This window comes from Actinocatenispora thailandica, from assembly GCF_016865425.1.
Lineage (GTDB): Bacteria > Actinomycetota > Actinomycetes > Mycobacteriales > Micromonosporaceae > Actinocatenispora > Actinocatenispora thailandica.
Window position 1 is genome coordinate 3845635 of the sequence record NZ_AP023355.1, and the last position, 13032, is coordinate 3858666.

General features: G+C 73.3%; 9 protein-coding genes. 6 read left to right on the top strand and 3 right to left on the bottom strand.

Annotated elements, in window-relative coordinates:
* The first annotated feature begins 11 nt into the window (after positions 1 to 11).
* On the top strand, positions 12 to 2297 hold the full coding sequence (locus tag Athai_RS17140) for a GH92 family glycosyl hydrolase (RefSeq protein ID WP_203962411.1): 2286 nt from the start codon (positions 12 to 14) through the stop codon (positions 2295 to 2297).
* Positions 2298 to 2475: 178 nt separating this feature from the next.
* On the opposite strand, the gene dxs is transcribed toward Athai_RS17140, so the two are convergent.
* From dxs to Athai_RS17155, 3 genes are all read right to left on the bottom strand, one after another.
* Positions 2476 to 4425, bottom strand: a complete 1950-nt coding sequence (dxs, locus tag Athai_RS17145; protein WP_203962412.1) for a 1-deoxy-D-xylulose-5-phosphate synthase — start codon at positions 4423 to 4425, stop codon at positions 2476 to 2478.
* Between the two features lie 207 nt (positions 4426 to 4632).
* Complete coding sequence (locus Athai_RS17150) at positions 4633 to 5949, bottom strand: anhydro-N-acetylmuramic acid kinase (RefSeq protein ID WP_239157001.1); 1317 nt, start codon at positions 5947 to 5949, stop codon at positions 4633 to 4635.
* 148 nt (positions 5950 to 6097) lie between these two features.
* Positions 6098 to 7384: a serine hydrolase domain-containing protein gene (locus Athai_RS17155; protein WP_203962413.1), complete on the bottom strand. Its 1287-nt coding sequence runs from the start codon at positions 7382 to 7384 to the stop codon at positions 6098 to 6100.
* 114 nt (positions 7385 to 7498) lie between these two features.
* Here Athai_RS17155 and Athai_RS17160 point away from each other — a divergent pair, with 114 nt between their 5' ends.
* From Athai_RS17160 to Athai_RS17180, 5 genes are all read left to right on the top strand, one after another.
* On the top strand, positions 7499 to 9046 hold the full coding sequence (locus Athai_RS17160) for an ABC transporter substrate-binding protein (protein WP_203962414.1): 1548 nt from the start codon (positions 7499 to 7501) through the stop codon (positions 9044 to 9046).
* A gap of 10 nt (positions 9047 to 9056) precedes the next feature.
* The gene (locus Athai_RS17165) at positions 9057 to 10028 is read left to right on the top strand and encodes an ABC transporter permease (RefSeq protein ID WP_203962415.1); all 972 of its coding nucleotides are present in this window, start codon (positions 9057 to 9059) and stop codon (positions 10026 to 10028) included.
* Entirely contained in the window at positions 10025 to 10921 is an 897-nt protein-coding gene (locus tag Athai_RS17170) for an ABC transporter permease (protein WP_203962416.1), read from the top strand. The genes Athai_RS17165 and Athai_RS17170 overlap by 4 nt, the downstream gene beginning before the upstream one ends.
* Before the next feature lie 121 nt (positions 10922 to 11042).
* A complete protein-coding gene (locus tag Athai_RS17175; RefSeq protein ID WP_203962417.1) occupies positions 11043 to 12032 on the top strand; it encodes an ABC transporter ATP-binding protein in 990 nt (329 codons plus the stop codon).
* Positions 12029 to 12970, top strand: coding sequence for an ABC transporter ATP-binding protein (locus tag Athai_RS17180; RefSeq protein WP_203962418.1), 942 nt, complete (start codon positions 12029 to 12031; stop codon positions 12968 to 12970). The genes Athai_RS17175 and Athai_RS17180 overlap by 4 nt, the downstream gene beginning before the upstream one ends.
* The last annotated feature ends 62 nt before the right edge of the window (positions 12971 to 13032 follow it).

Below are 13032 nucleotides of genomic sequence, written 5' to 3' on the forward strand. Positions count from 1 at the left end.
GGCGGCAGGACATGACGCACCCGGACGACCAGCAGCCCGCCCAGCCACCGGCGGCCGGCGCGGCGCCGCTGCGCCGGCGCACCCTGCTCGCCGGTGGCGCCGCCGGGCTCGCCTCGGTCGGGCTGCTCACCGGTTGCGACCACGACCATCCGACCGGCAACAGCGGCGACCCGCCGCCGTCGATGGTCGACGACGTCGACCCGTTGATCGGCACCGCGACGCCGGGCAACACCTATCCCGGGGCGCACCTGCCGTTCGGGTTCGTCGCCGCGAGCCCGGACACCGACAACCCGTCCAGCGCCGGGTACACCCCGACCGACCCGATCGTCGGGTTCTCCCAGACGCACGTGTCCGGCACCGGCGGCGACAGCCGGTACGGCAACTTCCGGGTCACGCCGATCACCGGCCGGGTGCGGCTGGACGGGCTCGGCTCGGGCCGTTCCGGCGAGCACGCCGAACCGGGCTACTACAAGGTGCTGCTGACCCGCCCGAAGGTGCTCGCCGAGCTGACCGCGACCCGCCGGTGTGCCATCCACCGGTACACGTTCCCGGACGACAAGGGCGGCCACCTGGTCATCGACGCCAGTTCGGTGATCATGACCGGCGGCGCGCAGCAGCCGAAGCGCACCCGGCTCGCGGTGGTGGGCAACAACGGGGTCGAGGGTTCGGTCACCGTGACCGGCGGCTGGGGCGACCGCGGCGGGCAGTACACGCTGCACTTCGCGGCCCGGCTGGACCAGCACTTCACCGACGTGGCCACGTTCGTCGACGGGGCCGTCGACCACGGGTTCCGGGAGGTCACCGGGAAGGCCAAGCAGCGGGTCGGCGCGATCCTGACCGTTCGCCCCTCGCTGCGCCACTCCGTGCAGCTGCGCCTCGCCGTCTCGTTCGTCTCCGTCGCGCAGGCCCGGTCCACCTTGGACAAGGAACTCGGCCTGCGCTCGTTCGACGCGGTGCGCACCGATGCGAAGGCCGCCTGGCGGGACGCGATGAGTCGGGCGGTGGTCTCCGGCGGCACCGCCGAGCAGCGCACCGTGTTCGCCACCGCGCTCTACCACTGCCAGCTGATGCCACACGACGTGACCGGCGAGAACGTCTGGTGGCAGGGCAAGACGCCGCACTACGAGGACTTCTACACGCTCTGGGACACCCACCGGGCGGTGCATCCGCTGCTGACGCTGATCCAGCCGAAGCGGCAGGCCCAGATGGTCAACTCGCTGATCGAGACCTACCAGTACACCGGCTGGTTGCCGGACGCGCGGATCGCCGGGGTCAACTCCTACATCCAGGGTGGTACCTCCGGCGACGTGGTGATCGCCGACGCGGTGCTGAAGAAACTGCCCGGCATCGACGTCGAGACCGGCTACCGGGCGATCCGCAAGGACGGTGAAGAGAACTCGCCGAAGCCGCAGATCGAGGGCCGGGAGCTGGACGACTACCTGCAGCTGGGTTATCTCGCGATCGACGCGCAGCGCCCCGACGACCCGCACGGCAGCCGGGTCGCCTCGCGCACCCTGGAGTACGCGTACGAGGACTTCTGCATCGGCCGGGTGGCCGAGCACGTCGGCGACGACGCGGTCGCGGCGAGGTACCACGAACGCGCGAAGAACTGGGCGAACCTGTGGGACGCCAGCAGCGGCGTGATCCGCCCGCGCTACTCCGACGGCCGCTTCCTGTCGCCGTTCGACCCGAACGACGCGACCACGCCCTACTTCTACGAGGGCAGCGCCTTCCAGTACACCACCATGGTGCCGCACGACGTGCCCGGCCTGATCGACCGGTTCGGCGGCGACAAGAAGTTCGTCGCCTTCCTCGACCGGCTGTTCAGCCGCGACCGGTACGACGCGTCGAACGAGCCGGACCTGCTCGCGCCCTACCTCTACCTGCACGCCGGCCGGCCGGACCGGACCGCCGACCTGACCCGCAAGCTGCTCGCGACCGGCTACCACGCCGGCCCGGACGGGCTGCCCGGCAACGACGACGCCGGCGCGATGTCCGCCTGGTACGTGTGGACCGCGCTCGGCCTCTACCCCAACCCCGGCCAGGACTGGTACTACCTGACCAGCCCACTGTTCGAGCACGCCGCGCTGCGGTTGGCGGGCGGCAAGACGCTCACCATCACCGCGCCGGGCGCCTCGGACACCCACCGGTACGTGCAGTCCGTGCAGTTGGGTGGCAAGCCGGTGCCGGGGCCGTGGCTGCCGCACGCGGAGCTGATCCGCGGCGGCGAGCTGCGGTTCCGGCTCGGCCCGAAGCCGTCCGGATGGGGCGTCGGCAGCCGCCCACCCAAGCCCTGATCTCTGGCAGCCGCCGTGGGCTCCACCGGCGGCGACGAGGCGATCGAGCAGCGCGGCCACGGCTGCGTCGGCGTCGGAGCCGATGCCGGTGTCCAGGACGACACGGGGGTCAGGTCGGTCCCCGATGGCGCGGTGGGTCGCGTCCGGCCCCGGTGGCGGGCCGGCCAGTGCCGGCGGGTCAGCGGGCGGGACGGCGCAACTGGCCGGCGGCGGCACCGACGGTACCGGCGTGGTCGGAGTCGACGCCGGCGATCCAGCCGGTGACCTGGCGCGCCACGTCCTGCGCGGTCAGGCCGAGCGCGGCCAGGATCTCGGCGCGGGTGCCCTGCGGGTGGAAACCGACCGGTACGGCGATGTCGCGCACCGGCACCGGCACCTCGGCGTCGGACAGCGCCTGCACGACGGCCGTGCCGAAACCGCCGGCGCGTACCCCGTCCTCGACGGTGACGACCAGCCGGTGTTCGGTGGCGAGGTCGACGATGCGCGGCGACACCGGCCGGACCCAGCGCGGGTCGACCACGGTCACCCCGTAGCCCTGTCCGGCGAGCCGCTCGGCCACGTCCATCGCCAGGTGCGCGAACGAGCCGACGGCGACCAGCAACACGTCGGCGCGGGCGTCGCGGCGCAGCACGTCGATCGCGCCGATGCCGTCGCCGAGCCGTTCGACCGCCGGCAGCTCGGCCGGCAGCGAGCCGGTCGGGAAACGCACCACGGTCGGGCCGTCGTCGACGGCGACCGCCTCCCGGAACTCCTCCGCGACCCGGGCCCCGTCACGCGGCGCGGCGAGCCGCAGGCCGGGCACGACGCCGAGGATCGAGGTGTCCCAGATGCCGTAGTGGCTGGGGCCGTCGGGGCCGGTGATGCCGGCCCGGTCCAGCACGAACGTCACCGGCAGCTCGTGCAGCGCGACGTCCAGCAGGAGCTGGTCGAACGCCCGGTTGAGGAACGTCGAGTACAGCGCGACGACCGGGTGCATGCCGCCCAGCGCGAGCCCGGCGGCGGAGGTCACCGCGTGCTGCTCGGCGATGCCGACGTCGAACACCCGGTCCGGGTACACCTCGCGCAGCTTCTCGATGCCGGTCGGTCCGGCCATCGCGGCGGTGATGCCGACGATGTCGCTGCGTTCCCCGGCGACCTTGACCAGCTCGGCGGCGAACGCGCTGGTCCACTTCGCGCTCGGCTTCGCGAGCGGCCGGCCGGTCTCCGGGTCGAACGCGCCGGGCCCGTGCAGGCGGTCGGCGGCGTCGGTCTCGGCCGGCTGGTACCCGCGGCCCTTCTGGGTCATCGCGTGCACGATGACCGGCCCGCCGAACCGCTTCGCCTTCACCAGCGCGCTCTCCAGCGCGAGGATGTCGTGCCCGTCCACCGGACCGACGTACTTGAGGCCCAGGTCCTCGAACATCGGCTGCGGCGCCAGCGCGTCCTTGAGCCCCTTCTTGACCGCGTGCAGCACCTCGTAGGCCGGCGGGCCGACCAGCGGGGTGCGGCTCAGCGAGTCCTTCACCCGCTCCAGCACCCGCTCGTACCCGGGGCTCAGGCGCAGCGAGGCGAGGTGGCTCGCCAGCCCGCCGATGGTCGGCGAGTACGACCGACCGTTGTCGTTGACGACGATGACCAGCGGGCGGTCCGAGGCGGCGATGTTGTTCAACGCCTCCCAGCACATGCCGCCGGTCAGCGCGCCGTCACCGACCACCGCGACCACGTGCCGCCGCTCCCCCTTCAACGCGTACGCCTTGGCCAGGCCGTCGGCGTAGGACAGGGCGGTGGAGGCGTGCGAGTTCTCGATCGTGTCGTGCTCGCTCTCGGCCCGGCACGGGTAACCGGACAGCCCGTCGCGCTGCCGCAGCGAGTCGAACCCGGGCTGTCGGCCGGTGAGCATCTTGTGCACGTACGCCTGGTGGCCGGTGTCGAACAGGATCCGGTCGTCGGGCGAGTCGAACACCCGGTGCAGCGCGAGCGTCAGCTCCACCACCCCCAGGTTCGGGCCCAGGTGTCCGCCGGTCTTCGCGACCTTGGTGACCAGGAACTCGCGGATCTGGCTCGCCAGCTCGGGCAACCGGTCGGCCGGCACCCGGCGCAGGTCGGCGGGCGAGTGCACGGAGCCGAGCAGGCCGTCAGGCGATGTCATGGGGACGAAGTCTAGACCCGCACGGCGGGTCGCACCCGCGAGCGAGACGAGGAGGCGATGACATTCGCGCAGTCATTCCCCCACTCCTTCACAACTCCGCCACAAACCGCGACCGGACACCCAGCGCTGTCGATCGCGGACACATCGTCCCAGCGGTCGCGCCGGTTCACCGGCCGCGGGAACCACCCCGGGCGGCCGGCGACCCGGTCATTTCAGCCGCAATCGGGCAGGCATCGTGGCGGGCCGGGGCAGCCGCAGCGGCGTCCTACCGGGGGTGATCGCGCCGAGGACCGCGGCACGCTGCGCACCGGTGACGCTGGGCAGGGCGCCCGGCAGGCCGTGCCAGGTCAGCCAGCCGAGCAGGGCGAACGCGTACGCCTCCTTCGCGTCGGCGTCGATGCCGTACGTGTCGATGGGGATCAGCCGGCAGCCGGCGAGCGCGGCGATCCGGTCGGTGAGGACCGGGTTGCGCAGGCCGCCGCCGGCGGCGACCACCTCGGCGATGTGATGCCCGCGCAACTGGTCGGCGACGGTACGGGCGGTCAGCTCGGTCAGCGTGGCCACGACGTCCTCGCCGCGCTCGTCCCCGGTCAGGAAGCCGTCCAGGTAGCCGGGGTGGAACAGCTCCTTGCCGGTCGACTTGGGCGCCGGCGCCGCGTAGTACGGCTCGGCCAGCAGCGCGGCGAGCAGCTCCGGCAGCACCGTACCGGCGGCGGCGCGCCGCCCGCCGGCGTCGTACGGCTCGCCGAAGAACCGCGCGCACGCCACGTCGATCAGCGCGTTGGCCGGGCCGGTGTCGTATCCGAGTACGCCCGCCCCGGCGCCCCCGGCCGGGGCACTGCCGGGCGGCTCGGCGCCGCCCGGGGCGGCGCCGCACGGTGCCGCACCGCTTCCGGCGGCGTCCGACGGTGCCGAGCCGTCCCGGGCGGCATCGGACGGCGCGGTGGCCACCGGGAGCACGGTGATGTTGGCGATGCCGCCGAGGTTGAGCGCGGCCCGGCGCGGCCCACCGGGTTCGGGGGTGAGCAGCAGCGCGTCGAACAGCGGTACCAGCGGGGCGCCCTGGCCGCCCGCCGCGATGTCGGCGGACCGGACGTCGGAGACCACCGGCAGGCCGGTCGCCGCGGCGAGCCAGGCCGGCTCGCCGAGTTGCAGGGTGCCGAGCGCACGGCCCCGGTCGACCCAGTGGTACACCGTCTGGCCGTGCGAGCAGACCAGGTCGGCGGTGCCGGCGCACAGCTCGGTCACCGCGCGCCGCGCCGCCGCAGCGTACGCCTGGCCGAGTTCGGTGGTCAACCGGCAGACCGCCTCGATGGTGGTCGGCGCCGGTGGCAGGATCGCGCCGATCGCGGCCCGCAGCCCGTCCTCGTACCGCACGCTGAGCGCGCCGAGCGGCCGCAGCAGCAGCGTGTCGCCGTCCCGCTCGAACTCGGCCGCGGCCACGTCGATCGCGTCGTACGAGGTGCCCGACATGAGGCCGACCACCCGTGTAGTGCCGCCGCTGGCCGGCGTCTCGCCGTTCATGTCCGCTCCACCGGGTCGAAGTGCGCGTTGTCGGTCATGTCGGCTCCTTCACCGAAGAACGTGTGGTCGGGCAGGCCCGGTCCGCCGCGGCACGGCCCGCGCCGTCGGCCGCGCCGGCTCCGCGGCGAGATCCGGCTCCGCGGCGATGTCATGACCGCCCGCGGACCGCGGTGAGGATGCGGCCCCAGTACGGGTCGAGGTCCAGCAGCCGGGTGCCCGTCGCGTGCACCCGGTTGGTCATCAGCACCACGACACGGTGCAGGTCCGGCAGCACCCCGAACCGGATCCCGGTGAAGCCGCCGTGGCCGATCGCGCCGTGCTCCGGCCAGCGCCAGAACCCGAGCCCCTGGCCGGCGTCCGGGCCGGCGGCGGTGAACCGGCGCAGGGTGTCGGCTCGCCACGGACCGTCCGCCGCGAGCAGCGCGCGGCCGAACGCGACGAGATCGTCGGCGGTGCCGAACAGGCCGGCGTGGCCGGCGACACCGCCGAACCCGTGCCAGGCGTTCCCGTCGTGCACCTCGCCGACGATCGTGTACTCCCGCCACCGGCGAAACGCCGACGGCGCGATGCCGGTCGGGTACGGCTGGTCGGTCGCCAGCATCCGCCGCTCGTACCAGTCGCCGTGGCCGGTCGCGACCAGCGGCACCGCGGGGCCGTGACCGCGCGGACGGTAGTGCGCGCCGGCCATCCCGGCCGGCTCGAACACCAGCCGCCGCACCGCGTCGTCCAGCGGCTCGCCGGCCGCCCGGGCCACGATCAGCCCGAGCAGCATGAACCCGAGATCGGAGTAGTGCCGTTCGGCGTCGACCGGGTACCGGGCGGGCAGCGCGGCGATGGTCGTGGCCGGGTCGGGGTTCGACGCGCCGAGTGGTGACGCGGCGTAGATGGGCCACCACTCGGCGAGACCGGCGCGGTGCCGCAGCAGGTCGCTGACCCGGATGCCGGCCGGCAGCGCCGGAAGCCAGTCCCGGGCCGGACCGTCGAGTTCGACGGCACCCGACTCGGCCAGCGACATCAGCGCGGCCGTGGTCGCGGCGAGCTTGCTGACCGAGGCGAGATCGAAGGCCGCGTCGCTGGTCAACGGCTCCGGCGCGTCGAGCCGGACCAGGGCCCGCCGCGGCGCGCCGTCGTCACCGGTCCCGGTCCGGCCGGGTCGGGCGGTACCGCCGGCCGGCGTCGTACCGTCGCCGGTGTGCGCCGCGTCCCGGGGAGGCGCGGCGGCCGTTCCGCTGTCGCGCGGCGAGGTCGACGCGGGCACGCTCGGTGACGACGTCTCGGCGGGCAGCCAGCCCGGGCCGGGCGCCATCCGGTACGTCTGGCGGTGCCCCGCGGTGCGCTCGGCGACGGTGCCGTGCCGGCTCGCGACGCGCAGCAGCACGCCCGGAACGCCGGCAGCGGTCAGGTCGGCGACGATCTCGTCGAGGTTCTCGGCCATCCCCGGACTGTAAATAACCTTCGACGACAAGCCCACACCCGGTACCCCTTGACTAGGCACTTCGCGCTGAGGTTACTCTCTGTCGATCCCAACTCCGAGTACGGAGGACCACCCGTGACAAGGATTCCCACCCGTCGATGGGGCGTCGCCGCCGCGATCCTGGCCCTGGGTGCCGGCGCGGTCGCGTGCAGCCCGAGCCCGAGCTCCGACGCCAAGACCGGGGGCAAGGCCGAGCTGGTCGTTGCCCGTACCGCCGACGTGGACGTGCTCGACCCGGCCCGCGCCACCGCCTTCGCGACCAACCAGACCCTCGCGCTGGTGTACGACCAGCTGGTGGACACCGACGCCAGCGGGAAGCTGGTGCCCGGCCTCGCCACCAAGTGGACGGTCGCCGCCGACGGCAAGTCCGTCACGTTCGCCCTGCGCAAGGGGGTGAAGTTCCACCACGGGCAGAGCTTCACCTCGGCCGACGCCAAGGCCAGCCTGGAACGCATCCTGGACCCGAAGACCGCCTCGGTGGACCGGTCCTACCTGGCGAACGTGTCGGCGGTCGACGCACCCGACGCGCACACCCTGAAGCTGACCCTCAAGCAGCCGGACGCCTCGCTGCTGACCGCGCTGTCCTACACCGGTACCTCGATCCTGTCCGCCGCCGACATCAAGGCCGGCACGGTGGACAAGAAGCCGGACGGTACCGGGCCGTACGAGTGGAAGACCTGGAAGCAGGGCCAGCAGCTGGACCTGGCCGCGAACAAGGGCTACTGGGGCGGCGCGCCGAAGAACGCCGGCGTGCAGTTCCGGGTCATCCCGGACGAGGCGTCGATCGTGTCCGGGATGAAGGCCGGCAGCTTCAGCCTGGGCATCGTCAGCGACCCGGCCCTGACCAAGCAACTGGCCAACAGCGACCGGATGAAGCTCGTCGCCAACCCGACGCTGGACTACCACGTGCTGCAGCTCAACGGGCGCCGCGGCCCGCTGAAGAAGCAGGCGGTGCGGCAGGCCATCGGGTGCGCGGTGAACCGCAAGGACGCGATCGACACCGTCTACTTCGGGAAGGCGAAGCAGACCGGCCCGATCGTCAGCCCGGCCTACTCGTACGATCCGCTGAAGGGGCTCGGCTGCACCGACGGCGACACCGCCGCGGCCAAGCGGATGCTGGCCAAGGCCGGCTACGCCAAGGGCTTCCACCTCAAGACGATCGTGATGACCGGGCAGTACTCGACGTCGACCAACCTGGCGCAGGTGCTGCAGGCGCAGCTGAAGAAGGTCAACATCACGCTCGACCTGGACCGTCAGCAGACCAACGTGTACGTGCCGAACTGGTCGAAGGCCAACTTCGACGCCGCGGTGGCCCTCAACGGCGGCAGTACCGACCCGTACCTGCAGTACAACCGGTACTTCACCACCGACGGCAGCCTGAAGGTGCCGGCCGGGCTGGCCGACAAGAAGCTGGACTCGCTGCTGCGCAGGGCCAACGCGACCACCGACGAGGCGACCCGCAAGCAGCTGTTCGGCGAGCTGTCCGAGCAGCTCGACACCGACTCGCCGTGGGTCTGGCTGTTCCGCAACCAGACCTACTACCTGCAGGCCAACAACCTGACCGGGTTCACCGCGACGCCGTCGGACTCGCTGGAGAACCTGCGCACGGCCGGCCTGTCGTGACGGGAACGCGATGACTCTGCGGTATCTCGCCGGGCGGGTGGCCGGCATGCTCGGCACCCTGGTCGGGGTGGCGGTGGTGGTGTTCGTCGTGCTGCGGGCGCTGCCCGGCGACACCATCACCGCGAAACTCGGTACCCAGGCGGCGACGCTGACCGCCGACCAGCGTGCCGCGCTGCGGCACTTCTACGGGCTGGACGCCTCGCCGGTCACCCAGTTCTTCCGCTGGTTCGGCGGGCTGCTGCGCGGTGATCTCGGCGTCTCGATGGACACCGGCGTCCCGGTCACCCGGCTGATCGGCGACGCGCTGCCGGTCACCGTCGAGCTCGCGGTACTGGCGATGCTGATCGCGGTGCCGATCGGCGTGCTGTTCGGGATGCTCGCCGCGAGCCGCCCGGGCGGCGCCCGTGACCTGTCCGTACAGGGTGTCGGGCTGCTCGGGCTGGCGCTGCCGGAGTTCGTGGTGGCGACCGTGACGGTGGCGTGGCTGGCGTCGGCGTTCGCCTACTCGCCGAGCGCCGGCACCTACGTCTCGCTCGGCGACTCGTTCTCCGGCAACCTGCGCCAGATGCTGTATCCGGCCCTGGTACTCGCGATCGGGTTGGCCGCGACGGTGATGCGCACCACCCGCTCGGCGTACCTGGAGGCGGCCGGGTCCGACTTCGTGCGCACCGCGCGGGGCAAGGGGTTGACCGAACTGCGGGTGCGGTTCCGGCACATCCTGCACAACGCCGGCATCCCGATCGTGACCATGGTCGGCATCCAGTTCGGCTACCTGCTCGGCGGCACCCTGGTCGTCGAGCAGGTGTTCGCGCTGCCCGGCCTGGGCCGGCTGCTGCTGAACGGGATCCTGCACCAGGACTACGCGATCGTGCAGGGCGTCACGCTGCTGGTGGCGGCCGCGTTCGTGATCGTCAACTTCGGCGTGGACATCGTGTACCGGCTGCTCGACCCGCGTACCCGCTCCGAGGGGAGGCGGGCATGACGACCGAGATGCCGCCGGCCGCCGCCCCGGTCGTACCGGCCGCGCCCCGTGCCGCCGGCCAGCCGTCGCTGCCACGCCGCATCGTCGCCGACCGCAACGGGCGCATCGGGGTCGTCCTGATCGGCGTGCTGGTCCTGATCGCGCTCGCCTCGCTGCTGCACCTGGTGCAGGATCCGCTGGCGCAGCACCAGTCCGGCCAGCTCGCCGGACCGTCCGGCGCGCACTGGCTCGGTACCGACCAGTTCGGCCGGGACATCGCCGCCCGCGTCGCGGCCGGCATCTTCGCCTCGCTGCGGGTCGCGGTCACCTCGGTCGCCATCGCCACCGTCATCGGTGGGCTGCTCGGCGTGCTGTCCGGCTTCGCCGGCGGGATCCTGGACGCGGTCGTCGGCCGGCTCACCGACGTGCTGTTCGCCTTCCCGGCGACGCTGCTGGCGCTGGCGCTGGTCGCCGCGCTCGGGCACGGCTGGTTCAACACCGCGGTGGCGATCGCCGTGGTGTACACCCCGATCTTCGTCCGGGTGGCGCGCGGGCCGGTGCTGACCGTCCGCGAGTCCGAGTACGTCCGGGCCGGCCGGGTGCTCGGCTTCTCCCGCTCCCGGCTGCTGTTCCGGCACGTCGTGCCGAACGTGGCCGCACCGATCGCGGTGCAGGTGGCGCTCGCGCTGTCGTGGGCGATCCTGACCGAGGCCGGGCTGTCGTTCCTCGGGCTCGGCACCCAGCCGCCGAGCCCGTCGCTGGGGCTGATGGTCGCCGACAGCCGGAACTTCTTCCCGGACGCCTGGTGGACGTTGCTGTTCCCCGCGCTGGCCGTGGTGGTCGCCGTGATCGGACTCAACCTGATCGGTGACGGGCTGCGCAACGCGCTGGACCCCAGGACGGTGCGCCGATGATGCGAGGCCGCCGCCCCGACCGCGATCGTCCGGGCACGACCTCCGGCGGCCGGCCGCGAGCGAGCCGCCGCCGGGGTCCGGGCGAGCGCCCGGTCGGCGTTCGGACGAAGGGAGAACGCCGGTGAGCGTGCTGGAGATCGAGAACCTGCACACCGTCGTCGCGGCCGACGGCGGGGAGCTGCCGGTGGTACGGGGCATCTCGCTGTCCATCGAGGCCGGTGAGATCGTCGGGCTGGTCGGCGAGTCCGGTAGCGGCAAGAGCTTCACCGCGCTGTCGGTCATGGGCCTGCTGCCCGACGGCGCCCGGGTCCGCTCCGGTCGGATCCTGGTGAACGGTGAGGACCTGCTGTCGCTGCGCGCATCCGAGCGGCGGGCCCGGCGCGGCGGTACGGTCGCGATGATCTACCAGGATCCGATGACCGCGCTCAACCCGCTGATGACCGTCGGGGCGCAGATCGCCGAGGGGCTGCGGGCGCACGGCGTGGACGGCGCCGCGGCAAAGCAGCGCACCCTGGCCGCGATCGAGGAGGTCGGGCTGCCGCGGCCGGAACGCATCGCGCGCAGCTACCCGCACCGGCTCTCCGGCGGGCAGCGGCAGCGGGTCGTGATCGCGAGCGCGCTGGCGTTGCGCCCCAAGGTACTCATCGCCGACGAGCCGACGACCGCGCTGGACGTGACCATCCAGCAGCAGATCCTCGCCCTGGTGGACGAGCTGCGCGCCGCGCACGACCTCGCCGTGCTGTGGATCACGCACGACCTCGGTGTGGTGGCGCGGATCGCGAACCGGGTGGCCGTGATGTACGCGGGGCGCATCGCCGAGGCGGCCACCACCCGGGGCCTGTTCGGCACGCCGCAGCACCCCTACTCGGCCGCGCTGCTCGCCTCGATCCCGTCGCCGACCGACCCGGTACGCGGGCCGCTGCCGCAGATCGGCGGCGCGCCGCCGGACCTGACCGCGCTGCCGCCGGGCTGCCCGTTCGAGCCGCGCTGCGCGCAACGCGAACCCGGCTGCGCGGCGGCCGAGCCCGAACCGGTCCGGCGCGGCGGCGCCGACACCGCATGCTTCGTACCCCGGGACCGCTGGACCAGCGGCGCGGAGGAGGTCCGATGATCGAGGTGACCGAGGCGGCCCGGCACTACCGCACCTCCGACGGGGTGGTACGGGCGGTCGACGGAGTCAGCTTCACGGTGGCCGAGGGCGAGACCCTGGGCCTGGTCGGGGAGTCCGGCTGCGGCAAGTCGACCACCGCGAAGCTGCTCGTCGCGCTGGAGCGGCCGACCGCCGGGCGGATCCTGGTGGACGGCATCGACGTGGCCACGGCGCGCGGCGCCGACCTGCGCCGGCTGCGCCGCACCATCCAGCTGGTGTTCCAGGACCCGTACGCGTCGCTGAACCCGCGCCGCCGGATCTCCGCCACCCTCGCCGAGGTACTCACGGTGCACGACCTGGCCCGCGGTTCCGCCGCGACCCGGCGGGTCGGCGAGCTGCTGGAGATGGTGGGCCTGCCGGCGTCGGTCGGCGACCGGTACCCGCACCAGCTCTCCGGCGGCCAGCGGCAACGGGTCGGCATCGCCCGCGCCCTCGCGGTCCAGCCGCGGGTACTGGTGCTCGACGAGCCGGTGTCCGCGCTCGACGTGTCGGTCCGGGCCGAGGTGATGAACCTGCTCGCGTCGCTGCGCGCCTCGCTCGGCCTGACCTACCTGTTCATCTCGCACGACCTGGGCATGGTGCGGCACCTGTGCGACCGGATCGCCGTGATGTACCTGGGCAAGGTGGTGGAGGCGGGCGGCTGGCAGCAGGTGTCCGACGACCCGCTGCACCCGTACACCCGGTCGCTGCACGACGCGGTACCGGTCGCCGACCCAGCCGTCGAGTCGGGCCGCTCCGCCCGCACGCTGACCGGCGAGGTGCCCGACCCGGCCGCACCGCCGCCCGGCTGCCGGTTCCACCCGCGCTGCCCGATCGCCGAGGACCGTTGCGGTACCACCGAGCCGCCGCTGCTGGCCCGGCCGGACGGCAACCGCGTCGTGGCCTGCCACCTGGTCTGACCGCTGCCGCGCCGGGCGGCCGGCAGTCCCCCGGCGTCCGGCCGGGCCGATCGGCCGTGGCA